General features: G+C 62.9%; 22 protein-coding genes and 2 pseudogenes. 20 read left to right on the top strand and 4 right to left on the bottom strand.

Going from position 1 to position 26,353, the window contains the following annotated elements:
- Positions 1–54 precede the first annotated feature (54 nt).
- The 6 genes and pseudogenes from CGZ66_RS34180 to CGZ66_RS34150 all read left to right on the top strand — a co-directional run bounded on the left by CGZ66_RS34180 (position 55) and on the right by CGZ66_RS34150 (position 6,792).
- Positions 55–850, top strand: a pseudogene (locus tag CGZ66_RS34180) (taurine ABC transporter ATP-binding protein).
- Positions 847–1,695 carry an ABC transporter permease subunit gene (locus CGZ66_RS34175; RefSeq protein WP_095091054.1) on the top strand — a complete coding sequence of 283 codons (849 nt, stop codon included), beginning with the start codon at positions 847–849 and terminating at the stop codon, positions 1,693–1,695. The pseudogene CGZ66_RS34180 and the gene CGZ66_RS34175 overlap by 4 nt, the downstream one beginning before the upstream one ends.
- A 44-nt stretch (positions 1,696–1,739) precedes the next feature.
- On the top strand, positions 1,740–2,891 hold the full coding sequence (gene ssuD, locus CGZ66_RS34170) for an FMNH2-dependent alkanesulfonate monooxygenase (protein ID WP_095091053.1): 1,152 nt from the start codon (positions 1,740–1,742) through the stop codon (positions 2,889–2,891).
- A gap of 351 nt (positions 2,892–3,242) precedes the next feature.
- Positions 3,243–4,265, top strand: a complete 1,023-nt coding sequence (locus CGZ66_RS34165) for an aminopeptidase (protein WP_167392408.1) — start codon at positions 3,243–3,245, stop codon at positions 4,263–4,265.
- A gap of 948 nt (positions 4,266–5,213) precedes the next feature.
- A pseudogene (locus CGZ66_RS34155) lies at positions 5,214–5,431 on the top strand (IS5/IS1182 family transposase); the annotation flags it as partial.
- Between the two features lie 212 nt (positions 5,432–5,643).
- On the top strand, positions 5,644–6,792 hold the full coding sequence (locus CGZ66_RS34150; RefSeq protein ID WP_095091052.1) for a porin: 1,149 nt from the start codon (positions 5,644–5,646) through the stop codon (positions 6,790–6,792).
- A 498-nt stretch (positions 6,793–7,290) separates the two neighbouring features.
- Here CGZ66_RS34150 and CGZ66_RS34145 read toward each other — a convergent pair whose 3' ends face one another.
- The gene (locus tag CGZ66_RS34145; RefSeq protein ID WP_095091051.1) at positions 7,291–8,193 is read right to left on the bottom strand and encodes a GNAT family N-acetyltransferase; all 903 of its coding nucleotides are present in this window, start codon (positions 8,191–8,193) and stop codon (positions 7,291–7,293) included.
- A 242-nt stretch (positions 8,194–8,435) separates the two neighbouring features.
- Here CGZ66_RS34145 and argE point away from each other — a divergent pair, with 242 nt between their 5' ends.
- The 6 genes from argE (at position 8,436) to CGZ66_RS34115 (ending at position 15,014) form a co-directional block, all read left to right on the top strand.
- On the top strand, positions 8,436–9,560 hold the full coding sequence (gene argE, locus CGZ66_RS34140; RefSeq protein WP_095091050.1) for an acetylornithine deacetylase: 1,125 nt from the start codon (positions 8,436–8,438) through the stop codon (positions 9,558–9,560).
- A 12-nt stretch (positions 9,561–9,572) separates the two neighbouring features.
- Positions 9,573–10,496 carry a 2-hydroxyacid dehydrogenase gene (locus CGZ66_RS34135; protein ID WP_095091049.1) on the top strand — a complete coding sequence of 308 codons (924 nt, stop codon included), beginning with the start codon at positions 9,573–9,575 and terminating at the stop codon, positions 10,494–10,496.
- Positions 10,497–10,519: 23 nt separating this feature from the next.
- Positions 10,520–10,873 (top strand): cupin domain-containing protein, encoded by a 354-nt coding sequence (locus CGZ66_RS34130; RefSeq protein ID WP_095091728.1) that lies wholly within the window; start codon positions 10,520–10,522, stop codon positions 10,871–10,873.
- A 148-nt stretch (positions 10,874–11,021) separates the two neighbouring features.
- Complete coding sequence (locus CGZ66_RS34125; RefSeq protein WP_095091048.1) at positions 11,022–12,485, top strand: aldehyde dehydrogenase family protein; 1,464 nt, start codon at positions 11,022–11,024, stop codon at positions 12,483–12,485.
- A 10-nt stretch (positions 12,486–12,495) separates the two neighbouring features.
- Entirely contained in the window at positions 12,496–13,539 is a 1,044-nt protein-coding gene (locus CGZ66_RS34120) for a tartrate dehydrogenase (RefSeq protein WP_095091727.1), read from the top strand.
- Between the two features lie 17 nt (positions 13,540–13,556).
- Positions 13,557–15,014, top strand: coding sequence for an NAD-dependent succinate-semialdehyde dehydrogenase (locus tag CGZ66_RS34115; RefSeq protein ID WP_095091047.1), 1,458 nt, complete (start codon positions 13,557–13,559; stop codon positions 15,012–15,014).
- A gap of 25 nt (positions 15,015–15,039) precedes the next feature.
- Here CGZ66_RS34115 and CGZ66_RS34110 read toward each other — a convergent pair whose 3' ends face one another.
- Positions 15,040–16,314: an NAD(P)/FAD-dependent oxidoreductase gene (locus tag CGZ66_RS34110; RefSeq protein ID WP_095091046.1), complete on the bottom strand. Its 1,275-nt coding sequence runs from the start codon at positions 16,312–16,314 to the stop codon at positions 15,040–15,042.
- 16 nt (positions 16,315–16,330) lie between these two features.
- Entirely contained in the window at positions 16,331–16,999 is a 669-nt protein-coding gene (locus CGZ66_RS34105) for a haloacid dehalogenase type II (RefSeq protein WP_095091726.1), read from the bottom strand.
- On the opposite strand from CGZ66_RS34105, the gene CGZ66_RS40170 reads away from it, so the two are divergent.
- The 8 genes from CGZ66_RS40170 to CGZ66_RS34070 all read left to right on the top strand — a co-directional run bounded on the left by CGZ66_RS40170 (position 16,998) and on the right by CGZ66_RS34070 (position 25,718).
- Positions 16,998–17,138 (top strand): hypothetical protein, encoded by a 141-nt coding sequence (locus CGZ66_RS40170; protein WP_167392327.1) that lies wholly within the window; start codon positions 16,998–17,000, stop codon positions 17,136–17,138. The genes CGZ66_RS34105 and CGZ66_RS40170 overlap by 2 nt on opposite strands.
- Positions 17,139–17,318: 180 nt before the next feature.
- Positions 17,319–18,158 carry a GNAT family N-acetyltransferase gene (locus tag CGZ66_RS34100; RefSeq protein ID WP_095091045.1) on the top strand — a complete coding sequence of 280 codons (840 nt, stop codon included), beginning with the start codon at positions 17,319–17,321 and terminating at the stop codon, positions 18,156–18,158.
- 14 nt (positions 18,159–18,172) lie between these two features.
- On the top strand, positions 18,173–19,546 hold the full coding sequence (locus tag CGZ66_RS34095; RefSeq protein WP_095091044.1) for an aspartate aminotransferase family protein: 1,374 nt from the start codon (positions 18,173–18,175) through the stop codon (positions 19,544–19,546).
- Positions 19,547–19,813: 267 nt separating this feature from the next.
- On the top strand, positions 19,814–20,506 hold the full coding sequence (locus CGZ66_RS34090) for an HAD-IA family hydrolase (protein ID WP_425352341.1): 693 nt from the start codon (positions 19,814–19,816) through the stop codon (positions 20,504–20,506).
- Positions 20,507–20,570: 64 nt separating this feature from the next.
- Positions 20,571–22,181, top strand: coding sequence for an ABC transporter substrate-binding protein (locus CGZ66_RS34085; RefSeq protein ID WP_095091042.1), 1,611 nt, complete (start codon positions 20,571–20,573; stop codon positions 22,179–22,181).
- Positions 22,182–22,267: 86 nt separating this feature from the next.
- Positions 22,268–23,218, top strand: coding sequence for an ABC transporter permease (locus CGZ66_RS34080; protein WP_095091041.1), 951 nt, complete (start codon positions 22,268–22,270; stop codon positions 23,216–23,218).
- Positions 23,215–24,066, top strand: a complete 852-nt coding sequence (locus CGZ66_RS34075) for an ABC transporter permease (protein WP_095091040.1) — start codon at positions 23,215–23,217, stop codon at positions 24,064–24,066. The genes CGZ66_RS34080 and CGZ66_RS34075 overlap by 4 nt, the downstream gene beginning before the upstream one ends.
- Positions 24,063–25,718 carry an ABC transporter ATP-binding protein gene (locus CGZ66_RS34070; protein WP_095091039.1) on the top strand — a complete coding sequence of 552 codons (1,656 nt, stop codon included), beginning with the start codon at positions 24,063–24,065 and terminating at the stop codon, positions 25,716–25,718. Before CGZ66_RS34075 ends, CGZ66_RS34070 begins: the two co-directional genes overlap by 4 nt.
- A gap of 41 nt (positions 25,719–25,759) precedes the next feature.
- On the opposite strand, the gene CGZ66_RS34065 is transcribed toward CGZ66_RS34070, so the two are convergent.
- The gene (locus CGZ66_RS34065) at positions 25,760–26,236 is read right to left on the bottom strand and encodes an Lrp/AsnC family transcriptional regulator (RefSeq protein WP_095091725.1); all 477 of its coding nucleotides are present in this window, start codon (positions 26,234–26,236) and stop codon (positions 25,760–25,762) included.
- Between the last annotated feature and the right edge of the window lie 117 nt (positions 26,237–26,353).

Genomic DNA, 26,353 nt, shown 5'->3' with positions numbered 1-26,353 from the left:
ACATTCGGCTCTGGCTGGCGGCAATATCGCCAGCCAGACTGCCTGGAGGCCACCATGCTTCGAATTCGCGACGCCAGCGTCACCTTTCCAGCTTCCGACGGCCAGGACGTTCACGCGCTCGATCACGTCTCGCTCGACATTGCACCTGATTCCATTGTCGTCGCCGTCGGTGCTTCCGGATGCGGCAAGTCGACATTGCTCAACGCGATCGCCGGCTTCCTGCCGCTCACCGAGGGCACGATCACACTGGATGGAAAAGAGATTGTCGCGCCCGGCGGCGATCGTGGTGTCGTCTTCCAGAAGGATACCTTGTTGCCCTGGGCCAATGTGCTGGACAATGTTGCTCTCGGCCTGAAATACCGGGGCGTGCGGCGCAGCGAACGCCATGAGCGATCAAGGCGTCTGCTGGAACTGGTCGGGCTCGCCGATTTCGCCGAAAAGCCGCCCTATGAACTGTCCGGCGGCATGCGCCAGCGCGTCGGCATCGCGCGAGCCCTGGCCACCGATCCGAAGATCCTGCTGATGGACGAGCCGTTCGGCGCCCTCGACAGCCTGACGCGGGAGACAATGCAGCAGCTTCTGGCCTCGGTCTGGGCCAAGACCGGCAAGCAGATCCTGTTCATCACCCATTCCATCGAGGAAGCCCTCACGCTCGGCACGACAATCGTTGTGATGTCGCCTAGGCCTGGCCGTATCGTTGGCCCGGTTCGAGGCCGATTTCGTCCGCGAGTTTGCCAGGAGCGGCGACATCGGGCCGATCCAGTCCAACCCGCGCTTCATTGAACTGCGTCAGGAAATCCGCTCGCTGATCCACCAGCCGGAAGGCGCCCGCACAGGAACCTTGCAATGACGCTTGCCGCCAATTCCCCGACTTCGTTCTCGCCTTCGACGACCCAGCGCAGGCCGTCCCTCCGGCCACGCCGATCCGCGTCGACAGGCACGCTCGGCATAAGCCTGGTCACGCTGGCTGCACTGATCGCGTTGTGGTTCATCGCCGCGCGCTTTGGCTGGGCGTCGCCGCTGTTCCTGCCGTCACCGGCCGAGGTGCTGACGCAATTCAGCGCCGTCTGGGCCGACGGCTATGCCAACGGCACGCTTCTCGACCACACACTGGCAAGCCTGGGCCGTATCGCCGCGGCGCTCGGCGTCGGCATTTTCCTTGGCATTCCGCTCGGCCTGCTGATGGGCCTCAATCGTTGGGTCAAGGGCATCTTCAGCGTGCCGATCGATCTCTACTGGGGCTTGCCGCCGCTGGCCTACCTGCCGCTGCTGATCATCTGGCTGGGCATCGGCGAGACTTCCAAGATCGTGCTCCTGTCGCTGTCAACCTTTGCCCCAATCTGCTTTGCCGCACAGGCCGGTGTCCGGTCAGTGCCGGCTGAGCGCATCAATGCCGCGCTGTCGCTCGGCGCCAGCCGACTGCAACTGTTCACCAGCATCATCCTGCCGTCCGCATTGCCGGAAATCATGACCGGCTTGAAGATTGCCATCGGTGCCGGATTGTCGACGTTGGTCGCGGCCGAGCTTATCGCGGCCCAGTCAGGCCTTGGCTACATGATCATGTCGGCCGCCAATTTCCTCGCCACCGACGTCGTCTTCGTCGGCCTCATCGTCATCGCCATCCTTGCCTTTGCCTTCACCAGCGGCATGCGCTGGCTGGAGCACCGTCTCATCCCCTGGAAGGGCAAGCTCTGACGCTTGCCTGCCCACACATTCCACATCGCTGAAGGAACAATCCGATGCCCAGCAAGCCGCTCGACCTCTACTGGTACCTGCCGACGCATGGCGATGGACCGTACCTCGGCACCGACGAGCGGCACCGGCCGGCAACCTTCGGCTATCTCAAGGAGATCGCCCAGGCCGCCGACCGGCTTGGCTTCAAGGGCGTGCTGCTGCCCACCGGGACGCGGTGTGAGGACGCCTGGATCGTGGCGGCCGGGCTGATCCCGCTCACCGAACGGCTGAAGTTCCTCGTCGCGCTTCGGCCGGGCAGCGGAACACCGGCCCTGTTTGCGCGTCATGCCGCCACCCTGGACCGCATCTCCGGCGGCCGCGTCCTGCTCAATGTCGTCACCGGTGCGGATCCAGCCGACCTCGCCGGCGACGGCAACAAGCTCAGCCATGACGAGCGCTATGCGCAAACCGACGAGTTCCTGACCATTTGGCGGCGGATCCTCTCGGGTGAGCCAGCGGATTTCGAGGGCAAGTACCTTTCTGCTCACGGCACCGACATTTCCTTCCCGCCGGTTCAGCAACCCCATCCGCCACTCTGGTTCGGAGGCTCTTCCGATGCCGGCATTGCGATCGCCGCCAAGCATGTGGACGCCTATCTGAGCTGGGGCGAACCGGTGGACCAGCTTGCCGAGAAGATCGATCGCGTGAGGAAAGCAACGGCTGCACAAGGCCGCACGATCCGTTTCGGCCTTCGCATTCATCTGATCGTACGCGAAACGGAGGATGAGGCCTGGGCTGCCGCTGACCGGCTGATCAGCCACGTCACCGACGACCTGATCGCCGAAGCCCAGAACGGATTTGTCCACATCTCGGAATCCGTTGGGCAGAAGCGCATGTCGGCACTTCATCAGCGCCGGCGCGACCGGCTGGTTGTCGGCCCGAATCTGTGGGCTGGACCTGGGCTGGTGCGTGGCGGCGCGGGAACGGCGCTGGTCGGCAATCCCGACAATGTTGCAGCGCGCATACGTGAGTATCAGGACATCGGCATCGAAACGATCATAGCGTCCGGCTACCCGCACCTGGAAGAGGCGTTCAACGTCGCCGAACTGCTTTTCCCCAAACTCGGGTTAAGTGGCGAAGCCGCACCGGTGGAGCGAAGCTGGGACGTCGAGTTCGGACGCGGCGTGCCTTCCAAGGTCGCGGCATCCGCATCGTGACGTCCTGTCTGCTCCGCGCTCAGAACAGCCACACCTACTGGTAACATCGAAGGGCTGAGATAGGGCCGGCAGCAGACCGGCAGCTTGGGGGAATTTGGCACCCCAGTGGACAGCCCGCATCTTGCGGACTCCGTCTCGCGATGGGACATCCGTCAACTCGTAGGCGAAAGGCCCGCATTTGCCAAACCTGCCAAAGTCGAAATTTCGACCCCGCGACCCCTTCCAGACCTTGACGAAAATTGGTGCGCCTGTTTGAGACCCGGGGCAATGGGGATATTTGCTCCATGGGGAGAAGAGCAAGCGGTGGGCAAGCTGGTGAAGCGCGTTTTTCGATTGCTTGCCGCGGTGATCATGGCGTCCGGGGTGACCGGCTGCACAAGCATTTCCTACTACGCGCAGTCCCTGGAGGGTCATGTGCAGATCATGGCGGCGCGCGAAAATGTTGGAAAACTGATCCATGATCCTTCCACGCCCGAGGCATTGCGCGCCAAGTTGACGTCGGCGAGCGCCATACGTCGGTTTGCCACAGATGAACTGGCACTGCCCGACAACAGCAGCTACCGCAGCTATGTTGACATCGGTCGGGACGCTGTGACCTGGGCCGTTTTTGCGGCGCCGCAATTCTCCCTGACGCCACTTACCTGGTGCTTTCCGGTTTTCGGCTGCGTTCCGTACCGGGGTTACTTTGCTCGGAAATCCGCGACTGAAAGCGCTGTCGAACTTCATCGGCAGGGGCTGGACGTCTATGTCACAGGCATCACCGCCTATTCCACCTTGGGCTGGTCCAGTGACCCGCTGCTAAGCACCATGCTTCGTCAGGACGACACGTATCTCGCAAGCCTTGTCTTTCATGAACTGGCGCATCAGCGCATCTATGTGAATGACGACTCCGCATTCAATGAGGCTTTCGCGGTCGCCGTCGAAACCACCGGCGTAAGGAAATGGCTGCGCGCCGCTGGCGATCACGCCGGATTGCGCCGCTACGAAGCCGATCGCAAGCGCCGTGCCGATTTTCTTGGACTGGTGTCGAAAACGCGGGACGAGTTAGGGCAGGTCTATGCAAGTCCCCGTACCCCGGAGCAGATGGCGGCTGCCAAGGCAGCCACGATCGACAAGCTGCTGACGCGTTACCGGCAAATGCGCGACAAGCGCTGGGCCGGATACCGGGGGTACGACGCGTGGTTCGATGCCCCGATCAACAATGCAAAGCTCGCCGCGACCGCTGTCTATGGCGAACAGGTTCCGGCGTTTCTTCGCTTGTTCGATCTGTGTTCCGGCGACTATCCAAGGTTCTACGCTTCTGTTCGGCGGATCGCGGATTTGCACAAACCTTCCCGTGCCGAAGCGCTTGAGGCTGCGGCCACGTGTGATTGACTTGATCGCCCATCAAGGACATCCACGATGCCCGCACAATCCGCGATGCAGAGCAAGCCGATCCAGGCATTGTTCGCGGCACTACTAGATAAGGCAGATACGGTGAAGCGTTCTGGCGACATCCCCAGCACGGCGCCCGTGGAACAAGGGTTCAAACTTTTAGAGTAAGAGCGAGACACTAGGCAGCCGAAGGCGCCCGAGCTGAGGTGGGGATTTTTGGGAGGACACATACCATGAAGCGCTATTTTTCGATTGCACTCGCTGGTCCTGAACTTGCCAAATGACACTATATGCGCGAAACTTGTTATGTGCGGAACTTGGTTTTCGAAGAGCGGCTCATAGTGCGGATGTGGGAATGGCGTGGTTGTCCGCACCACCACCGTCACAACCGGGCGATCAAGGATAACGGCGAGCAAGCGGGGTTCCAATCAATGGCATATGTCGCGTCTTGGCGAAATCCTCGCGTAAGAGCAGCTTTGGCTGCCATTGCGTTATCGCAGTTTGCGGCCATCGCGCATTCCAGCGAGGGATCATTTGATGACTTTCCCTTCTTGGTGCATTGCGAGGTTAGCGGTCTGCATCGTGCTTTCTATTTGTCCACAATTAGCCAAGACGGGGTTGCCGTCTATATTTCGCCGGACAGGCTGGCCGGCACCATAACTGTAAGAGGCAAGGCCGATCCGGTGGGCGCAGACGGGTCGGGAAGTTGCGCAGGAAAAACACTTGAGCAACTACGATCGACGGGGCAAGCATATGACTTGCAGCACTGATTTTTGAGGAATGCTGTCTTATTCGTTGACTATTATCTCAGCTGGGACACCGGCTACGGCTGGCTGAATGCCTGGTCCTCGTATTCGTGCCTCTTAATGCGCAAAATGTAAGAATTGGGCGAAAAGGGTGTATCAGCCGGCTCCAACCAGGGAGTTCGCCATGACAACGTTCCGTTAGGAAAAGATCGCTGAAACAGGGGCCGAAATTGTCATCCCACCGAAGCGCAACCGCAAGGTCCAACGTCCCTACGACACTCTCTACAAAGAGCAACATCATCGAGCGCTTCTTCAACCAAGCTCAAGCAGGTCCGCCGTGTCGCAACCCGCTACGACAAGCTGCTGGCCAACTTCATGGGCTTCTTCGTTAAACGCGCCGCTATCGCTATCTGGCTCAGACGGTTAAATCGTTACTGCGGCCTAGGGTTGAAACGAAATAGTACCTTTTTTGTCACATCGTTTGGGCAATGTCGTCTCGACTGATTTCGTTGCGGCCGATTTCGATTGTGGTGACTCAGCGCGAGCGTAAATCTCACACTTGGAAAGGTGTCACTCATCTTTTTCGGAGGCCGGTAGATCCACGGCACCCACTTTGAAGCTGGAGTTTGAAAATGAACATCAAGAGCCTTCTTCTCAGCTCCGCTGCGGCTCTAATCGCTGTTTCCGGTGCGCGCGCCGCCGACGCCGTCGTCGTCGCCGAGCCGGAACCCGCTGAATACGTCAAGATTTGCGACGTGTACGGCGTTGGCTACTTCTACATCCCCGGCACCGAAACCTGCCTGCGCATTGGCGGCTATGTCCGCTACGACATCGGCATCGGTGACACCGGCTCGTTCGATGGTGCGAAATCCGCGGATCATCAGGATGGAGATCACAACAGCACGTACTTCAAGAACACCCGCTTCACGCTGAAGACCTGGACCGGCCAGGAAACCGAACTCGGTACCTTGAAGACCTACACCGAGACCCGCTTCAAATTCGGTAATTCCAACGGCTTCGGTGACGAGTTCGGCAACGAGGCTCACAATAAGGACCTCGAGCTGAACTTCGCCTGGATCCAGCTCGGTGGTCTGCGCGTCGGCAAGGACGAATCGGCCTTCGATACGTTCATCGGCTACGCCGGCAACGTCCTCCAGGATACGCTGGTTCCCTACGGCGTTTTCGATACCAACGTCATCCAGTACTACTTCGACGCTGGCAACGGCTTCTCAGCCGTCGTCTCGCTCGAAGAAGGCTATGGCGCCTACACGATCGACAGCTACGTTCCGCATGTCGTCGGCGGTGTGAAGTGGACGCAGGGCTGGGGCGCCATCACCGGTGTCGTCGCTTATGACAGCAACTACGAAGAAGTCGCCTTCAAGGCCCGCTTGGACGTGAACGTGTCTGACGCTCTGCAACTGTGGGTCATGGCCGGCTACGGCACCGACGACAACCTCAGCGACACGACCTTGGCTTTCCCGGCCAACGGTCGCGGCTTCTACAAGCAGTGGGGCGGCAACTGGGCAGTGTGGGGCGGTGGCACCTACAAGTTCAACGAGAAGACCTCGTTCAACCTTCAGGTGTCTGCTGACGACTGGAAGAACCTCGGCGTTGCAGCGAACGTCGCTTACAACGTTGTTCCCGGCTTCACGGTCACGGCCGAAGTCGACTATCTCCATGCAGGCCGGTTTGGCGATGTTGACTTTGTCAACCCCGCGTTTACGCCTGCCGACAAGGAGAACAGCGTCGGTGGTATGCTCCGCTTCCAGCGCGACTTCTAACAGGTCTCGCTTCGGCGAAACCGAAACCCGGCGGGTTGCCGCCGGGTTTTCTTGTCCACAACAGGGTCTGCCCGGCGCGATTTGACGTCCAGGCTTAGCATTCTCTCTGCTTCTCTATTCCGCAGCTGCGTCAGAGAATGATTGTGGCATGAAGCAGCCGTGATTTGCCGCCTCAAAAATCAAAGGTTATGGTGGGCCCGGAGGACGTATCAAGAACGTTGATTTTATTTAGTTTTTCGTGGGCCAAAATCAGAAATCTTCCCGCATCGTTTCGTATGGTTCCGCGACGCTTCACCATCGAAACTCGGCTAATTCTATGACCCCTATTGATCCACGCCCCCTTAAGCAATTTGGAAGGCTGTAACACTTCCAGTTTGGTCTGCTGCGTTGGTCCAGCATGGTTGCAAAAAAGCCGTCTCGCCTCGATGTCAGTTCTCCCAGCTAGCGCCGCGATTGTGCCGGCGTGAACCGCCGCGCCGGCCCGCGCCCTGGACTAGACTACCCGAGAGTTTGACTGGCGAGGCCATAGGTCACCGGCGCAGATGCACCACCGACGGCAAAATTGGCGAGGCGTTTGCCCATCGACATGGTGAGCACCGTGTCGAAAACGGGCATTCCGCTGTGCGACAGAAAGGCGGCGAACTCGCCTTTGTCCATGTCGGTGTCTATGCGCAGGAAGGCCCCCGAATGGTCGGCCACGTGCGGCCGCACGATCGCCACGGCATCCGCGTCGCTTTCCGCCACAACCGGCCCCACGACATGGCCCCGCCCGAACGGCCGACAGAGCGCGAATGCGTTCAGCCTGCCATTCTTGAAAAGACCATAGCCGGCCGAGAGGGCGAAAAGCTGTTCGACGAGCGCCGTCCGCCTTACGCCAAATGCTGCCGCGTCGAGCGCGATCACGGCGGGAATATCCCTTGCGTCCAAAGTCCGGACATCGCCTCGAATATTTGCCGGCCAACCCGTCGTCGGCACGCGGGCGATGCCCTGGCATTGATAAACGGTCTTCTCCGGCTGGAAGTCGAGCGAGAGATAGAGCCGCCTTGCCGCGCGCGTTGCATTGAGGCGCAGATCACGGCCGACGACCTTGTCGAAGACCCGCTTCATCAGCCATTGCCCCGCCCCCAGGGTCTGGAGCCGCGGCGAGGTGATGACCATGCCCACGGTTGCGAAATCGGCACCATGCGCGAACCACATGGCCGAACCGAGAACTCGGCCGATCTCATCGAGCGCCACGAACCCTTCTCCCGACTCGCGCAGGAATTGCCAGTCCTCGGCGCGATGCGGCCATCCCACGGAGAGCGAGAGCGCGTGCAAGCGATCCAGTTCGACGCTTTCGATGTCGCCGACGCGCATCGAGAACGTATCGATTTTCAAGCTTCCGGACGGCTTCAATTCCATGCCCCTGCAAGATTATCGTACCAGAGGGCGACGCACCGACGGCCACCCTCTGCCCCTACCAACGCTAAACAAGCAGACCGGTACGATTTGCTCGAAAGCCGCGCACCAACGCTAGATTCAACTGAAACATTTCCGCTTTCGGCACGCAATCGCGAAAGAACGCGCACATCCTCTCCGGAAATCTAGCAGCGTATGGTCGACGGTATCGATCCCGGTGGACCCGAAATGCTTTGAGGGCTGGAATGGACGTCTTCGACATCCTCGACCGTCTCGTCGCCTTTCCATCGGTCGCCGGCAAGCCGAACGGTGATATCGCCGGCTGGATAGAGGCCCATCTCGTAGAGCACGGGGCGCAGGTCACGGTGCTCCCGGGGCCAGAAGGCGACCGTTCCAATCTGTTCGCGACGATCGGCCCCGCCGATGTCCCTGGCTACATCCTGTCCGGCCACATGGACGTCGTTCCTGCCGGCGAGCCGCAATGGAGTTCGGCTCCTTTCGCGCTGCGCCGAGAGGGCACGCGACTCTACGGACGCGGCACAACTGACATGAAGGGGTTTCTGGCCGCGGCGCTCGCGGCGGTGCCTGCGCTGACGGGACTGGGCCTTGCCAGGCCAATTCATCTTGCCTTCTCCTATGACGAGGAGGTCGGATGCCGCGGCGTGCCGCATTTGATCGCTCGCCTCCCCGAGCTTTGCGCGAAGCCGCTCGGTGTCATCGTCGGCGAGCCGAGCGGCATGCGCGCCGTGCGCGGCCACAAGGGCAAGGCGGCCGGCCGCGTGACGATCAACGGGCGCTCAGGCCATTCCTCGCGGCCCGATCTCGGCCTCAACGCCATCCACGCCATGGCCGGTGCGCTGAGCACGGCCGTGAGCGAAGCCGAGCGGCTAGCGAACGGTCCGTTCGACCCTGCCTTCGAGCCGCCCTACTCCTCGCTGCAAGCGGGCGTGGTGGCGGGCGGACAGTCGGTCAACATCATTCCCGGCACCTGCACGCTGGACCTGGAGGCGCGCGCCATTCCAGGCGTCGACCCGGCCAGCCTGCTCACGTCGGTCAAGGCGCGAGCCGAGGCCCTTGCGGTCGAAGGCTTTCGGGTCGAGTGGACGCCGATGAGCGCCTATCCGGCGCTGTCGCTGCCGCAGGACGCGGCACTGGCGGCACTGTTAGCCGATCTGACCGGCGAAGCGCCGCTTGCCGCCGTCAGCTACGGCACGGAGGCCGGACTTTACCAAGCTGCCGGGGTCGATGCGATCATCTGCGGCCCCGGCGACATCGATCGCGCCCACAAGCCGGATGAGTACATTCTCACCAGCGAACTCGCCGCCTGCCAGCGATTGATCGAGGCGCTCGGCGCCCGCTGCGCGGCTTGAAGGGGAACCGGAATGACATTCCTGTTCAATTCCGATGCGCGGCGCGGAGCGATCTTCGCCGATGCCTTCGCCGAGGAACTACCGGACGTCCCCTTCACTATGGATGCCGCAACAGTCGATCCTGACTCCGTACGCTATCTCATTACCTGGACCGCGCCAGAAGACCTCGCGCGCTACAGGAACCTGGAGATCCTGTTCTCCATTGGCGCCGGCGTAGACCAGTTCCGCCTCGATACCTTACCGGAACAGGTGAAGATCGTGCGCACGGTCGAGGAAGGCATCGTGCGCATGATGCAGGAGTATGTGACGCTGGCCGTGCTCGCCCTGCATCGCAACCTGCCCGCCTATCTGGCACAGCAACGCGCCGGCGAATGGCGTGACATCCCACAGCTGCAGGCCGGGTCGCGCCGGATCGGCGTGCTTGGCCTCGGGCAACTCGGCCAGGCCGTCCTCGACCGGCTGAAGCCCTTCGGTTTCCCGCTCGCCGGCTGGAGCCGCTCGCCACGGCAGATTGACGGCGTGACCTGTCACCACGGCGAGCTCGGGTTGGAGCGGACGCTGGTGGCCAGCGACATACTGGTTTGCCTGCTGCCGCTAACCGAGGACACGCACGGTTTCCTCGATGCCGACCTGTTTGCGAGGCTGCCAAAAGGCGCGGCGCTCGTCCACACGGGACGCGGGCCACAGCTCGATCATGAAGCGCTTGTCTCTGCGCTCGACAGTGGCCAACTCTCGGCGGCGATGATCGACGTCACCGATCCCGAACCGCTGCCCGCAGGCCATCCCTTCTGGTCGCATCAGAAGATCATACTGACCCCGCATGTCGCCAGCGTCACCCAGCCCGCGAGCGCCGCACGCGCCGTCATCGAAAACATCCGACGCCACCGCGCCGGGGTCGATCCCATCGGGCTCGTCGACCGGTCGCGCGGCTATTGAAATCCAACCTGAAAGGCCATCATTTGTCCCTGCTCAAGACCGTCGACACCGCCCCATCTTTCCCGCCACGCCAGTCCAAGGCGTTGCCCGAACGGCTGATAGCCGGCGACCCCGCCTTCAAGACCTGGGCGCAGGACGTCGCCAAGGGCGATCTCGTCCACACTGGCGTCTGGGAAGCGACGCCAGGCGAGACGCGCTCGATCAAGGGCGAGACCTTCGAGTTCTGCCACATCCTCTCCGGCGCGATCGAGATCACGCCCGACGCCGGCGAGGCGGTGACCTACCGCGCCGGCGACAGCTTCGTGATGAAGCCCGGCTTCACCGGTGTCTGGAAGACCATCGAAACGGTGCGCAAGATCTACGTCACGGTAGGGTAGTGGGTCTGCGCGAGCCGGCGCCGCCGCAACAGATTTTGCCGTCCCTCATCGCCAGCACGCAACAATCATCCGCGACCGATCTTCGAACGGTGCATGCTGCGCTGTTGCGCGGGCTAGGCTCCTCCAGAACAGCTGAGAGTGGGCGCCCATGGGCCTGAGCTTCGACCCGGATACCGTCTCCCTTCCCGTCGGCCATTTTATCGACGGGGGGCTGATCGCGGCCGAGGGTGCGATCGAGATGCGCCGCCCGTCGGATGGCAAGGCATACGCCGTCAGCCCCGTGGCCGGCGTCGAAATGGTCGACCAGGCGGTAGCGGGCGCCAAGGCGGCGCTGAAGACCAGCAACTGGGGCGGCGTTCGGCCGCGCGAGCGCACCAGGGCGCTCCAGGCCTGGGCCGACCTGATCGACGCGGAAGCCGAAACGCTGGCAAAAATCGAGGCGCTGTGCTCGACGCGGCCCGTCGGCCAGCTCGTCGCCGGCGACATTGCCATAACCGCCGAGCAGATCCGCTTCTTTGCCGAATTCGCCGACAAGGAAGGCAGCGAGCTGGTGCCGACCGACGACGCCAGTCTCGGCATGATCATGAGCGAGCCCTATGGCGTGGTCGGCGCGATCACGCCGTGGAACTTCCCCATCTCGATGGCTGGCTGGAAGCTTGGTCCGGCACTGGCCGCGGGCAATGCGGTCGTGCTGAAGCCGTCGGAAATGACGCCCTTTTCCGCAGTCTACATGGCACAACTCGCCGTGAGGGCAGGCTTACCGGCAGGGCTCATAAACGTAGTCCTGGGAGACGGCCCGACGACTGGAACGGCGCTGACCGGCCATCCCGAGATCGCCAAGGTCAGCTTCACCGGCTCGACCCGCGCCGGTTCGGCCATCATGGAAAACGTCGCTCGCACCGGCGTCAAACCGATGACGCTGGAACTCGGCGGCAAGAGCCCGCAGATCGTCTTTGCCGATGCCGATCTGGAGAAGGCAGCGACGGCGATCGCCGGCAGCGTCACCTTCAATGCCGGCCAGGCCTGTGTCGCCGGCACGCGCCTGATCGTCGAGAAGAGCGTGGCCGACAGGCTGACGGCCACAATCCTGGAGAAGATGAAGGCGGTGCGGCCCGGCCCGACCTGGGACGAGGCGACGCAGTATTCCCCTGTCATCTCGGAACGGCAAAGGGCGCGTGTCGACGGCATCGTGCGGGCCGCGGTCGAAGCCGGCGGCCAATGCCTGACCGGCGGCGCCGCGATGGACAGCCTCGGCTATTTCTACGAGCCGACGCTGATCGCAGACGTCGACCAGGCCAATCCGGCGATCGTCGAGGAAATCTTTGGCCCCGTCCTGACCGTCCAGACCTTCGAGACCGAGGCGGAGGCGCTGGCGCTATCCAGCCACCCGACCTACGGACTGGCTTCCGGCCTCTTCACCTCCGACCTGTCCCGCACCATCCGCTTCGCGCGCAAGCTCGAAGCGGGCACCGTCTGGGTCAACCGCTACAGCCGCTCGCGCGACCATATCCTGCCAACCGGGGGCTACAAGCGGTCCGGCATCGGCAAGGATCTTGGCCGTGAGGCCTATCTCGCCAACCGCAGGACCAAGAGTGTCCTGATCAGCCTTTGAAGTGATGCCGATGACGACCTACTCGATCGCCCTGATCCCTGGTGACGGCATCGGCCGCGATGTGACCGCCGCCGCTTGGACAGTGCTGGAAACGGCGGCCAGAAACTTTGGCTTTGCCGTAGCGGGAACCGAGTTGCCCTGGTCCTGCCGCTTATTCAAGCAGACGGGCTGCATGATGCCCGAGGACGGCATCGAGACCTTGCGCGGCTTCGACGCCATCCTTCTCGGCGCGGTCGGCTGGCCGGCGGAGGTGCCGGATTCCGTTTCGCTGCACGGCCTGCTGCTGCCGATCCGCAAGGCATTCGTGCAGTACGCCAACATCCGGCCGCACCGCCTGCTGCCGGGCGTGACAGGGCCGCTGCGGGCGGAAAACTTCGACATATTGTGCATCCGAGAGAACACCGAAGGCGAATATTCGGGCGCCGGCGGGCGCGTGCATCAAGGCACGCTGGACGAGGTCGCCGTGGAGACCTCGATCTTCACTCGTGCCGGCGTCGAGCGCATCCTGCGCTTCGGCTTCGAGCAGGCGCGGGCGCGGCGCGGCAAGCTCGCCTCCGTCACCAAATCCAACGCGCAGAAATATTCGATGGTGTTCTGGGACGAGATTACCCGCAAGCTGGCCGCCGAGTACTCCGACGTCGAAGTGACCAGCTATCATGTAGACGCGCTCGCCGCGCGCATGATCATGGCGCCGGAGAGCCTCGACGTGGTCGTCGCCTCCAACCTGTTCGGCGACATCCTGACCGATATCGGCGCAGCGATCCAGGGCGGGCTCGGCTACGCGGCCTCCGCTAACATCAACCCCGATCGCTCGGCGCCATCCATGTTCGAGCCGGTGCACGGCTCCGCGCCTGACATCGCCCATCTCGGCATCGCCAATCCGATCGCCACCATCTGGTCCGGCGCAATGATGCTCGACCATCTGGGCGAAAAGGCCGCGGCCAGCCGCGTGATGAAGGCGATCGAGGCGACGACCGCGCGAGGCGTTGGAACAACTGCCGGCAAGGACACCACGGAAACCATCACGGCCGCCATCGTCGCGGCATTCCCCTGATTGCAAGGTCGTTTTCGATGAAAAACCTGAAAGACAAAAGTCTCTTCCGTGATGCCGGCCTGGTCGGCGGTAAGTGGGTCGCTGCAGGCTCCGGGAGGACGGTCGAAGTCGTCGACCCGGCAACGCAGGGAGCGATCGGCACTGTGCCCGACATGGCCGGTCCGGAGACCCGCGCGGCCATAGAGGCCGCCGCTTCCGCCAATGCGGATTGGAAGAAGAAGACCAACGCCGAGCGAGCCGGCCTCCTGGAGGCCTGGCATGGCCTGATGCTGGCGCATCTGGACGATCTCGCGCTGATCCTGACGACGGAACAGGGTAAGCCGCTGGACGAGGCCAGGGGCGAGATCCGTTACGGCGCGTCCTTCGTCAAATGGTTCGCCGAGGAAGCCCGCCGCATCAACGGCCACACCATCCCCTCGCCGACGCCAGACAGGCGCATCATCGTGCTGAAGGAACCGGTCGGTGTGTGCGGCATCATCACGCCGTGGAACTTCCCCAACGCGATGATCACCCGCAAGGTCGCGCCGGCGCTGGCTGCCGGCTGCACGGTGGTCATCAAGCCATCCGAGTTCACCCCCTATTCGGCGCTGGCGCTCGGCGTGCTTGCCGAGCGCGCGGGCATCCCCGCCGGCGTCATCAACATCGTCACCGGCATGCCGGCCGAAATCGGCAACGAGATCATGGCGAACGAAACCGTTCGCAAGATCTCCTTCACCGGCTCGACGCGGGTGGGTTCGCTGCTGATGCGTGGAGCGGCGGACAGCGTTAAGCGGCTCAGTCTCGAACTCGGCGGCAACGCGCCTCTCATCGTCTTCGACGACGCCGATCTCGATCTCGCCGTCGAGGGCGCGCTTGTCTCGAAGTTCCGCAACGGCGGCCAGACCTGCGTCTGCGCCAACCGCATTCTCGTCCAGGCCACTGTCTACGAAACCTTCGCCGCGAAGCTTTCCGCGAGCGTCAACGCCATGACGGTGGGGCCCGGCACGCAGCCTGGCGTCACCATCGGGCCGATGATCAACATGGCGGCGGTCGAGAAGATCAACCGACATGTCGACGACGCGATCGCCAAGGGTGCTGTGATCATCAGCGAGAAGCCGGCGCTGCCGGAGGGTCCTCAATATGTCGCGCCGCTGGTGCTGACCGGCGCCACGAGAGACATGCAGCTCGCCGGCGAGGAAACGTTTGGCCCGGTCGCGCCGCTTTTCCGGTTCGAGACGGAAGAGGAAGCGATCGCGATCGCCAACGGCACGCCCTACGGGCTTGCTTCCTACTTCTACACCGAGAACCTGAAACGCGCCTGGCGCGTCGGCGAAGCGCTGGAGTTCGGTATGGTGGGGCTCAACACCGGCTCGGTCTCGATGGAAGTCGCCCCCTTCGGCGGCGTCAAGCAGTCCGGCCTCGGCCGTGAGGGTGCGCAGGCCGGCATCGAGGAATATCTCGAGATGAAGAGCTTCCACATCGGCGGGCTAGACTGACAGCCCGGACGGTCCGGTTCGACGATCACTGGATCCGGTCGAGCGCCTTGTAGTAGAGGCCGACCATCGGCAGGAACCAGGGCTTGCCGGAATAGCCGGGAATGGAAGGCCACTCGAGCCCCTTGATCGGATTGCGGTCCTCGCGGCCGAGCATGGCATCAGCCAGGATCATGCCGAGATGCGTGGAAAGCTGCGCGCCGTGGCCGGAATAGCCCATCGCGTACCAGACACCGTCATGGTAGCCGGCCCGCGGAAAACGGTCCTTGGTCATGTCGACCAGCCCGCCCCAGCAATAGTCGATCTCGACCTTGCCCAGTTGCGGGAAGATCGCCGCAAGGCCTGCCTGCAATATCTGTCCGCTCCTGGCATCGGAGCGCTGGTCCGATGTCGCCGAGAAGCGTGCGCGACCGCCGAAGATCAGGCGCCTGTCCGGCGAAAGCCGGAAGTAGTTGCCTATGTTCATCGATGTCACGCATGTCCGGTTGCCGGGCATGGTCGCAGCGATCTCGGCGTCGCTCAACGGCCTTGTAGCGATGATGAAGCTGCCGACGGAGATGATCCTGCGGCGGAAATAGCCGAAATTCGGCGTCGTGTAAGCGCCGGTCGCCACCAGCACATTGTCGGTGCTGATCCGCCCGCGGGAGGTTGTCAGCTCATGCCTGTTGCCGGCCTGCTTGCGGTCGGTCACCGCCGCGTTCTCGTGGATCACCGCACCGTGGCGGGCGGCGGCCGTGGCCAAGCCTGCCACATAGCGGCCCATATGCATCATGGCGCTCTTCTTCGACAGCATCGCGCCGTGGAAGGGCGAGCCAATCTCGGACTTGAGATCGGCCGTCGACAGCAGCTCCGTATCCGGATCGACTTCGGCATGGAGGGCTTCGAAGTTGCGGACGATCGCTTCGAAATGCAGCGGCTTGGAGGCGAGCTTCAGCTTGCCGGCGCGGCGGAAATTGCAGTCGATGCCCTCTTCGGCGACCAGCGCCTCAATGGTATCGACAGAGTCGTCGAGCGCCCGGTAGAGCGCGATTGCGCGTTCCTTGCCGAGCTCGGCCTTGGCCGAGAGATAGCTGTGGGCGAGGCCGTTGTTCAAGTGCCCGCCATTGCGACCGGATGCGCCCCAGCCGACCCGCTCCGCCTCCAGCACGGCGACCTTGGCGCCAGCCTTCGCCAGTTGGCGCGCCGCGGCGAGACCGGTGAAGCCGCCGCCGATGATGGCGGCATCGTAGTGCCCCTCGACTGGGGTTTGCGCCCCGCCGGAAAAGACAGGGGCCGTGTCGTGCCAGTAGGAGACGAACTTCATCGGCAACCCGCCTGTTTCAGAGACCGACCACGCCTGGAAGACCCGAAATGTCTGATATCTCGACATAGCCATAGTACGGGTTGGCCGGTTCGTGGCCCCGGTTGACCCAGACCTTGTTCTTTATGCCGAGATCGTGGGCCGACATCAGGTCGTAGCGGAACGAAGACGAGCAGTGAAGGATGTCCTCCGTACCGCAGCCCAGCATGTCGAGCATGTATTCGAAGGCTTGGAAGCGAGGCTTGTAGGCCTGCGCCTGCTCGGCCGTGTAGACGGCATGGAACGGCGCGCCTAGCTTTTCGACATTGGACATGATCTGCGCGTTCATGGCGTTGGACAGGATGACCAGCGGAATCTCCTTGGCCACCTTCGCCAGGCCGGCCGGGACGTCCGCGTGCGGTCCCCAGGTCGGGACACGCTCATAGACCATCCTGGCGTCGTCGGCGCTGAAGGCGACGCCATTGCGCTTGCAGGAGCGCTCGAGCGCGTTGTGAACGACGTCGGCATAGGGCTTCCAGTCGCCCATGATCTCGTCGAGCCGATACGCCGCGAAGTTCTTGATGAACTCCTGCATGCGCGGTTCGTCGAGCCGGCTGCCGTAGAGGTCTCGCGCCGCTTCCGCCATCTGGAAATGGGTCAACGTGCCGTAGCAGTCGAAGGTGATGTATTTGGGCCTGAAGGAAGCCATGTCCGTCGATCTCCGGTGGAAGCACATCCGCGCTGGGATGTATTTCATCATAGGACGGCTGGTGGCGGCCCACCTGACCGAAATCGCCCTCCCGAAAGCAGAAAGTTCCGTATCCACCATCCGGTTTGGCACGCTGTAGCATCTGCCGTGCCGAAGCGGCGCCGCGCGAGATGTGAAGCGTGTCCGCCGTGGAGGGTGCCAGCACAAGATGCGGCGCACGCCTCGCGCTACGGCGAAAGATACTGTCGAAGCCGAAGCCTTCAGATGATCTGCGGCGCGCTGATGGCCGAGACTTAACCTCAGACGATAGGGACACCCCATGCCGCAGGGCGAGATCGAAATCCAGGACTTCGGGCCGGACCATATCGAGGGAGCGGTGGCGCTTTCTCGCCAGGAGAAGTGGCCGCATCGCCCGCAGGACTGGCAGATGGCGCTGCAGCTCTCAAGCGGCGCGGTCGCGCTCGACGACGAGGGCCGTGTCACCGGAACCATCCTGGTAACGCCCTACGGCGCGGATTGCGCCATGATCAACATGGTGATCGTCGACAGGAACGAGCGGGGCAAGGGGCTCGGGCGCCGGCTTATGGATCAGGCTCTCGCCCTCGCCGGCGACCGTCCGCTGCGGCTCGTCGCGACGACTGACGGCATGCCTCTTTATCAGAAACTGGGCTTTGTGCCCTCCGGCACGATCCTGCAGCATCAGGGCACGGTTGCACAGCTCGTCGCGCCCGACGGCGTGGAAGCCGCACGCATCGACGATCTGTCGGACATCAAAGCGCTGGACCGCGAAGCCTATGGCGCCGACCGCGAAGCCCTGATCGATGCGCTGGCCGAGCACGGCCAACTCGCGGTTATCCGCCGCAACGGCGCCATCGAAGCCTATGCCGCGATTCGCCCGTTTGGACGCGGCGAGGTGATTGGTCCGGTCATCGCGGGAAGTGCCGCGCACGCCAAGGCCCTGATCAGCTTCTTCGCCGCGCCGCGCCCCGGCGCCTTTCTGCGTGTGGATACCGACAGTCGGACCGGCATTGCCGGCTGGCTCGAAGACATCGGCCTCGCCCATGCCGGCGGCGGCGTGGCCATGGACCGTCCGCCCAAGACGGGCGCGGAACAGACCAGGCCAAAAGTTTACGCCCTCGCCAACCAGGCGCTCGGCTAGCGCGGAGGACAACAATGCTCGCCAATTCCCTGATCGAACTCGACCGCGCCCATCTCATCCATCCGGTCTCCTCATACCGCGGCCATGAGGCGCTCGGCGTGCGCGTCTTGAAATCGGCGAAGGGTGCGACCGTGACCGATGCGTCCGGCAAGCAACTCGTCGACGGCTTCGCTGGGCTGTGGTGCGTCAATGCCGGCTACGGCCACGACAGCATCGTCGAGGCGGCGGCTAGGCAGATGCGCGAGCTTCCCTACGCCACCGCCTATTTCGACCTTGGTTCGGAGCCGGCCATCCGGCTCGCCTCGGAACTGGCCGAACGCGCGCCCGGGGATCTCAATCACGTCTATTTCACGCTCGGCGGGTCTGACGCGGTCGACAGCACGATCCGTTTCGTTCGCTACTATTGGAATGCCAGGGGCGAGCCGAAACGCGACCAGTTTATTTCCATCGAACAAGGCTATCACGGATCGTCGGTGGTCGGCGCGGGCCTGACCGCCCTGCCCGCCTTTCACGCCGGTTTCGGCATTCCCTTCGAATGGCAACACAAGATCCCCTCGCCCTACCCCTATCGCAACCCCGTAGGCGAGGACGGGAACGCGATCATCGCCGCATCGCTCGCTGCGCTGAAGGCCAAGATCGAGGAGCTCGGACCGGAGCGGGTCGCTGCCTTCTATGCCGAGCCGATCCAGGGATCGGGTGGTGTGATCGTCCCGCCGAAGGGCTGGATCAAGGCGATGCGCGAACTCTGCCGGGAGTACGGCATCCTGTTCATCGCCGACGAGGTGATCACCGGCTTCGGCCGCACGGGCCCTCTCTTCGCCTGCACGGACGAGGACATCGTTCCCGACTTGATGACGACCGCGAAGGGGCTGACCTCGGGCTATGTTCCAATGGGCGCCGTATTCATGGCCGATCATGTCTACAACGTCATCGCCGATGGCGCGGGCGCTTCTGCGGTCGGCCACGGCTATACCTATTCCGCCCATCCCGTCAGCGCCGCCGTCGCGCTCGAGGTGTTGAAGCTCTACGAAGACGGCCTGCTGGAGAACGGCATCAAGGCCGGCGCTCGCCTGATGGCGGGGCTGGAGGGCCTGAGAGACCACCCGCTGGTGGGCGACGTGCGTGGTCGCGGCATGCTTGCCGCGATCGAACTGGTGGTCGACAAAAGGAGGAAGACACCGCTTCCCGCATCGGCCATGCCGGCGCGGCGTGTCTTCGACAGGGCGTGGGACAACGGTCTCATCATCCGTGCCTTTGCGAATGGGGTTATCGGCTACGCTCCCCCGCTCTGCTGCACCGACGACGACATCGATGCTATCATCGAGCGCACGCGCCGGACGCTCGACCAAACATTGGACGATGCTGATGTCCGCCAGGCCCTGGCATGACGGGCGACGAATACCGCGTGTTTCGAAATAGCGCCGGGGCAGACGATTTCGCAATTTTGTGCCGCCCCCTCACGCCTTTTCGGCGAATCCAGCGCGGGGGAAGTGCCAGACTGTCCTTAAGACAAGGCCAGAAGGCCCGAATTTCCGAGCTTTTGAAAAGGCCGACGCCCCGGACAGCACGGAATTTTGTTCTGTTCAACACCATGCAATTCGGCCGCGCGCAGAGGAGAGCCAGTCTTGGCCAGGGGCTTTAGCGAATTCAAATACATGACCTTCGACGTCGTCGGCACGCTGATCGACTTCGAAGGCGGCATTACCACCTGCCTGGCCGGGATTGCCGGTGACGCTGGCATTTCCATCGATGGCGAAGCCGCGCTGGCCCTGTACCGGCAGGCCCGCTACATGCCCGATGCAGGGCTGTTCCCTGACGATCTCGTGCGTGTCTACATGGTCATCGCGCCGCCGCTCGGCCTGCCGGCCGAGGAGAAATACGGCGTCCGCCTGCGGAACTCCGCCAGCACCTGGCAAGGCTTTCCCGACAGCGCGGCGGCATTGGCCGAGCTTGCGAAGTCACACAAGCTGATTGCCATGACCAATGCCCGGCGCTGGGCGCTCAACCATTTCGAGAAGCAGTTGGGATCGCCCTTCTTCGCCACCTTTACCGCCGACGATATCAGAACGGAGAAACCGGATCCGGCGTTCTTCCAGAAGGTCTTTGATTTCGTCGCCTCCCGGGGTGACAGCAAGGACGACATCCTGCACGTCGCGCAAAGCCAGTATCACGACATCGGCATATCCAGGACACTTGGCCTGACCAATTGCTGGATCGAACGCCGGCACGCCCAGAAGGGCTATGGCGGCACGATCGAGCCGGAGCGCTTCACCGCCCCGGACTACCACTTCACCTCAATGGCCGCATTGGCGTCGGCCGTGCGGGAAAGCCTGAAGGAACGAACCTGAGCCCAAGCCCGGAAAGCCGCAACAAGACGAGCATCCCGACCAAACAAACAGAAAGGGGAATAACATGACCGACAAGATCACGAACTGGACCAGCGCAGACGATGCCATGGTCGAAAACGCCATTCGGCGGGGCGCGAACCGCCGCGAACTTCTCAAGATGCTGTTGGCCGGCGGCGCCGCGGTTGCCGCGGGCAGCCTGGTGCTCGGCCGCGCCACCAATGCCGTCGCCGCTGAGCCGGTTTCCGGCGGAAACTTCAAAGCCGCTGGCTGGTCGTCATCGACCGCCGACACGCTTGATCCTGCAAAGGCGTCGCTCTCCACCGACTATGTCCGCTGCTGCTCGCTCTACAACCGCCTGACTTTCCTCGACAAGGATGGCGTCACCCAGATGGAACTGGCCGAGAGCTTCGACAGCAAGGACGCCAAGACCTGGACGGTGAAGCTGCGCAAGGGCGTCACCTTCCACGACGGCAAGGACCTTACCGCCGACGACGTCGTCTACTCGCTGAAGCGCCATCTCGACAAAGGGGTCGGCTCCAAGGTCGCCAAGATCGCCGCGCAGATGACCGGCTTCAAGGCGGTAGACAAGTCGACCGTCGAAATCACGCTCGCCGACCCGAATGCCGACCTCCCGACCATCCTGGCGCTGCATCACTTCATGATCGTCCAGGACGGCACCACCGACTTCTCCAAGGGCAATGGCACCGGCGCCTTCGTGCTCGAGGCTTTCGAACCGGGCGTGCGGTCGGTGGTCACCAAGAACAAGAACTACTGGAAGTCGGGCAAGCCCTATCTCGACTCTTTCGAATTCATCGCCATCAGCGACGACAGTGCCCGCGTCAACGCACTGCTTTCCGGCGACATCAATTTTGCGGCTTCGATCAATCCGCGCGCGATGAAGCTCATCGGCGGCCAGCAGGGCTTCGAGCTGTCGAAGACGACCTCGGGTAACTATACCGACCTCAACATCCGGCTCGACATGGATCCGGGCAGCAAGGCCGATTTCGTGGCCGGCATGAAGTATCTCGTCAACCGCGAGCAGATCGTCAAATCGGCATTGCGCGGCCTTGGCGAAATCGGCAACGACCAGCCTGTCTCGCCGGCAAACATCTTCCACAATCCCGACATCAAGCCGAAGGCTTTCGACCCGGACAAGGCGAAGTTCCATTTCCAGAAGGCAGGCCTGCTCGGCCAGTCCATCCCGGTGATCGCTTCCGACGCCGCGACCTCGTCGATCGACATGGCGGTGATCATCCAGGCCGCCGGCGCGGATATCGGCATGAAACTCGACGTCCAGCGCGTCCCGGCCGACGGCTATTGGGACAATTACTGGCTCAAGGCGCCGATCCATTTCGGCAACATCAATCCGCGCCCGACGCCGGACATCCTGTTCTCGCTCCTCTACGCTTCCAACGCGCCCTGGAACGAAAGCCAGTACAAGTCCGAGAAGTTCGACAAGATGCTCATCGAGGCGCGCGGCTCGCTCGACCAGGCCAAGCGCAAGGAGATCTACGGCCAGATGCAGGCTATGGTCTCCGAGGAGGCCGGCACCATCATCCCGGCCTACATTTCCAACGTGGATGCCCTCTCCAGTAAGGTGAAGGGTTTGGAGGCGAACCCGCTCGGTGGCATGATGGGCTACGCAATGGCGGAATATCTCTGGCTCGAAGCCTGAGAGACGCCAGCCGGGGGCCGGTCAGCCAGCCCCCGGCAGTTCATTGCGCAAGATTGCTTGGCCGAACAACCGCAGGGAGCGCTTCCATGACATCTGGGGTTCTCAACCTCGTGCTGAAGCGGCTCGGGATCGCGGCCGTCACACTTTTGATCGTGCTGTTCGCCGTGTTCTTCGCCACCAGCATGCTACCCGGCGACACCGCGTCGATCCTGCTCGGCCAGGCGGCGACTCCTGAAGCGGTCGCCGGCCTGCGTGAGGCTATGCATCTTAATGATCCGGCGATCCTGCGCTTCCTGCTCTGGCTTCTCGGCCTGCTCCACGGTGACCTCGGCACCTCCTATGCCAACGAGATGCCTGTTGCGGCGCTGATCGGCGGGCGCCTGGTCAACACCATGAAGCTCGCCGGCATCACCACGCTGCTCTCGGTGCCACTGGCGCTGACGCTCGGCATCACCGCCGCCATGTTGCGCGGCTCCGTCTACGACCGCACGGTCACCATCCTGTCGATCGGCGTCATCTCCGTGCCGGAATTCATGGTCGCGACCCTCGCGGTCCTGCTCTTCGCCGTTTATCTCAAATGGCTGCCGGCGCTGTCCTCGGTCAACGAGGCGCATTCGCTGACCGATCTCGTGCGCATCTATGCAATGCCGGTGATCACGCTCACCTTCGTCATCTCCGCCCAGATGATCCGCATGACCCGCGCCGCGGTGATCGAGACGCTCTCCACGCCTTATGTCGAGATGGCGCTTCTGAAAGGCGCCTCGCGCAGCCGCATGGTCCTGAGGCACGCGCTCCCTAATGCGCTCGGGCCGATCGTCAACGCGGTAGCGCTTTCGCTTTCCTATCTGGTCGGCGGCGTCATCATCGTCGAGACGATCTTCAACTATCCCGGCATCGCCAAGCTGATGGTCGATGCGGTCGCCACCCGCGACCTGCCGCTGATCCAGAGCTGCGCGATGATCTTCTGCCTCGGCTATCTCTTTCTCATCACCGCCGCTGACGTCGTCGCCATCATGTCCAACCCGAGGCTCAGATGACGACAGGGCGCGTGACAACCTCCCGGCGGTCCTTCCTGGGCCACAGCTACAGCCTCGTGGGCGTCGTGGCCGCGCTGGTCATCCTGGCTTGGACGCTCGTCGCGATCCTTGCGCCCTACGTGATTCCCCATTCGATCGGCGACATAGTCGACGACGACTATTTCGGCCCGATGCGCCAGGGACTGTGGCTCGGCTCGGACTATCTTGGGCGCGATATGCTCTCACGAGTTCTGATGGGCGCCCGCTACACCGTCGGCATATCGCTCGCCGCCGTCTCCATCGCCTGTTTTTCGGGCGTCGTGCTGGGGATGATTGCGGCCGTCACCGGTGGCTGGCTCGACACCTGCCTCAGCCGCTTCCTGGACGCCATGAACTCCATCCCCAGCAAGCTGTTCGGCCTTGTGGTCGTCGCCGCGGTCGGCTCGTCGATCCCGGTGCTGATTCTGACGCTGGCCGTCATCTATATCCCCGGCGCCTACCGCTTTGCGCGCGCGCTCGCCGTCAACATCAACACCATGGACTTCATCACCGTCGCCCGTGTCCGCGGCGAGAGCACCCTCTACCTTATCGGGTCCGAAATCCTGCCCAACATCATCCGCCCGGTGCTGGCCGACTTCGGCCTGCGCTTCGTCTTCATCGTGCTTTTACTCTCCGGCCTGTCCTTCCTGGGACTCGGTCTCCAGCCGCCGCTCGCCGACTGGGGCGCGCTGGTGCGCGAGAACATCGGCGGCCTGCCTTTCGCGGCCCCCGCCGTTATCGTGCCGTCGTTGGCAATCGCCAGCCTCACCATCAGCGTCAACCTGCTGATCGACAACCTGCCGCAGAAGATCAGGGACCGGGACGCATGAGCAATCTCGTCGAGGTCAGGAACCTGCGGATCGAGGCGAAAACCGACTCCGGACGACTTGTCGAAATCATCAAGGGCGTCAGCCTCGACATCGCCGACGGCGAGATCGTCGCCCTGATCGGAGAAAGCGGCTCCGGCAAGACCACGGTGGCGCTCTCGCTGATGGGCTATGCGCGGCCCGGCTGCCGGATCACCAGCGGCGAGATCAATGTTGGCGGCAAGAACATGGCTACCCTTTCCGAAAAGGAACGCGCCAGGCTGCGCGGCACCGACATCGCCTATGTCCCGCAAAGCGCAGCCGCCTCGTTCAACCCCTCCTCCACAATCATGGAGCAGGTCATCGAGGTCACGCGGATCCACAAGCTGATGCCGCCCGAACAGGCGCGGCAGCGCGCGGTCGAGCTGTTCAGGGCCTTGTCGCTGCCCGACCCGGAAGGGATCGGTACCCGTTATCCGCACCAGGTTTCGGGCGGGCAGTTGCAGCGGCTGTCGGCGGCCATGGCGCTCATCAGCGATCCCAAGCTGGTCATCTTCGACGAGCCGACGACGGCACTCGACGTGACGACGCAGATCGACGTGCTGAAGGCATTCAAGTCGGTCATGCGGGCGGGCGGCGTGGCGGGTGTCTATGTTTCCCATGACCTCGCGGTCGTCGCCCAGATCGCCGACCGCATCGTGGTGCTGAAGGGCGGCGAAGTGCAGGAGACCGGCACTACCGCGGCAATCCTTTCGGCTGCCCAGCATCCCTATACGCGCGAACTGCTGGCCGCTTTCGAACCGAAGCCGCGGCAAGCACATGCGGACGCAGATGCCGCGACCAAGCAGCTGCTTCGTATCGACAATGTGACGGCCGGCTACGGCCCGGTTCGGGATGACGGACTGCCACTCATCCGCGCGGTCGATTCCGTCAGCCTGGTCGTCGAGAAGGGGCGCAATCTCGGCGTCATCGGCGAATCCGGCTGCGGAAAATCGACCCTGGCGCGCGTTATCGCAGGCATCCATCCTGCTGCGACCGGCGACATCGTCTTCGACGGCAAGGACCTGCAGCGCGCCGCCAGGAAACGCAGTCAGGACCAGCTGCGCGAGATGCAGATCGTGTTCCAGTATGCCGATACCGCGCTTAATCCGGCCAAGCCGGTGGAAGACATCATCTCTCGTCCGCTGGCCTTCTATCACCGGCTCGACAGGCAGGCGCGCGCGAAGCGCGTCGACGAGCTGCTCGACATGGTGCGCTTGCCAAGGGGCTTGCGCTACCGTCACCCATCGGAGCTCTCTGGCGGCCAGAAGCAGCGCGTGAATTTCGCACGCGCGCTGGCGGCCAACCCCAAGCTGATCATCTGCGACGAAATCACCTCGGCCCTCGACACGGTGGTGGCGTCTGCCGTGATCGAGCTGCTCAAGGAGCTGCAGCGCGAGCTGGGACTCTCCTACATCTTCATCAGCCACGACCTCTCCGTCGTCGAGGCCATCTGCGACGAGATCATGGTCATGTACAACGGGGAACGGGTGGAGCAGATCACGCCAGACAAGCTGACGGCTCCCACCCACCCCTATTCCAAGCTTCTGTTCTCCTCGGTGCCGAAGCTTGACCCGACCTGGCTGGACGGCCTCGTCCGCGACCCCGAGCTCGTCAGCCAGTACGGCCACCGCTGACTACATCGAAAAAAGGGCCCCCGTTTCAGGAAGCAGCCGCCTCATCTGGGAAACAGGCTGGGCAGCGGCATGTGCGCCTTGACGATGGGAGACTTGAGCACCACGAAGCTGAAATACTTGTCGATGCCGATGTCCATGTCGGTCAGCCGCTCCATGATCGTCTGGTACTCACCGATGCCGGCGGTCACGAATTTCATCAAATAGTCGTAGCCGCCAGACACAAGATGGCATTCGATGACCTGGTCGATCTTCTCCACCACGGCGAGAAAGCGGGCGAAGTCGACCTGGCGGTGGTTCTTCAAGGTGATTTCGGTGAACACGGTCAGCGTCTGGCCGAGCTTGCCGATGTTGACCTGCGCGGAATAGCCTTCGATGTAGCCTTCCGACTGGAGCTTCTTGACCCGCATCAGGCACGGGCTTGGCGACAGATGCACCAGATCGGCCAATTCCACATTGGTGATGCGGCCGTTCTTCTGCAACTCGTAGAGGATCTTGATATCGATCCGATCCAGTTTCACGGCCGTCTCCGCAGAACGCACGCGCCACAGCACAAAATGCTGCCTTGCTAGTAGCCATTGACACTACCACAGCCCGCTGGCCTGTCCATCCAAGCGATGCCGCTTTGAAACGCAGCG

This window comes from Mesorhizobium sophorae, assembly GCF_002270415.1.
Classification (GTDB): Bacteria; Pseudomonadota; Alphaproteobacteria; order Rhizobiales; family Rhizobiaceae; genus Mesorhizobium; species Mesorhizobium sophorae.
The sequence above is the reverse complement of the archived record's forward strand: the minus strand, read 5'-3'. Positions and strand labels throughout refer to the sequence as shown.

Excerpts from the sequence above, each read along its gene's own strand:
- CGZ66_RS34175 (WP_095091054.1), top strand. The coding sequence starts at position 847 with ATGACGCTTGCCGCCAATTCCCCGACTTCGTTCTCGCCTTCGACGACC.
- ssuD (WP_095091053.1), top strand. The coding sequence starts at position 1,740 with ATGCCCAGCAAGCCGCTCGACCTCTACTGGTACCTGCCGACGCATGGC.
- CGZ66_RS34165 (WP_167392408.1), top strand. The coding sequence starts at position 3,243 with ATGGCGTCCGGGGTGACCGGCTGCACAAGCATTTCCTACTACGCGCAG.
- CGZ66_RS34150 (WP_095091052.1), top strand. The coding sequence starts at position 5,644 with ATGAACATCAAGAGCCTTCTTCTCAGCTCCGCTGCGGCTCTAATCGCT.
- CGZ66_RS34145 (WP_095091051.1), bottom strand. The coding sequence starts at position 8,193 with ATGGAATTGAAGCCGTCCGGAAGCTTGAAAATCGATACGTTCTCGATG.
- argE (WP_095091050.1), top strand. The coding sequence starts at position 8,436 with ATGGACGTCTTCGACATCCTCGACCGTCTCGTCGCCTTTCCATCGGTC.
- CGZ66_RS34135 (WP_095091049.1), top strand. The coding sequence starts at position 9,573 with ATGACATTCCTGTTCAATTCCGATGCGCGGCGCGGAGCGATCTTCGCC.
- CGZ66_RS34125 (WP_095091048.1), top strand. The coding sequence starts at position 11,022 with ATGGGCCTGAGCTTCGACCCGGATACCGTCTCCCTTCCCGTCGGCCAT.
- CGZ66_RS34120 (WP_095091727.1), top strand. The coding sequence starts at position 12,496 with ATGACGACCTACTCGATCGCCCTGATCCCTGGTGACGGCATCGGCCGC.
- CGZ66_RS34115 (WP_095091047.1), top strand. The coding sequence starts at position 13,557 with ATGAAAAACCTGAAAGACAAAAGTCTCTTCCGTGATGCCGGCCTGGTC.
- CGZ66_RS34110 (WP_095091046.1), bottom strand. The coding sequence starts at position 16,314 with ATGAAGTTCGTCTCCTACTGGCACGACACGGCCCCTGTCTTTTCCGGC.
- CGZ66_RS40170 (WP_167392327.1), top strand. The coding sequence starts at position 16,998 with ATGTCCGTCGATCTCCGGTGGAAGCACATCCGCGCTGGGATGTATTTC.
- CGZ66_RS34105 (WP_095091726.1), bottom strand. The coding sequence starts at position 16,999 with ATGGCTTCCTTCAGGCCCAAATACATCACCTTCGACTGCTACGGCACG.
- CGZ66_RS34100 (WP_095091045.1), top strand. The coding sequence starts at position 17,319 with ATGCCGCAGGGCGAGATCGAAATCCAGGACTTCGGGCCGGACCATATC.
- CGZ66_RS34095 (WP_095091044.1), top strand. The coding sequence starts at position 18,173 with ATGCTCGCCAATTCCCTGATCGAACTCGACCGCGCCCATCTCATCCAT.
- CGZ66_RS34090 (WP_425352341.1), top strand. The coding sequence starts at position 19,814 with ATGACCTTCGACGTCGTCGGCACGCTGATCGACTTCGAAGGCGGCATT.
- CGZ66_RS34085 (WP_095091042.1), top strand. The coding sequence starts at position 20,571 with ATGACCGACAAGATCACGAACTGGACCAGCGCAGACGATGCCATGGTC.
- CGZ66_RS34080 (WP_095091041.1), top strand. The coding sequence starts at position 22,268 with ATGACATCTGGGGTTCTCAACCTCGTGCTGAAGCGGCTCGGGATCGCG.
- CGZ66_RS34075 (WP_095091040.1), top strand. The coding sequence starts at position 23,215 with ATGACGACAGGGCGCGTGACAACCTCCCGGCGGTCCTTCCTGGGCCAC.
- CGZ66_RS34070 (WP_095091039.1), top strand. The coding sequence starts at position 24,063 with ATGAGCAATCTCGTCGAGGTCAGGAACCTGCGGATCGAGGCGAAAACC.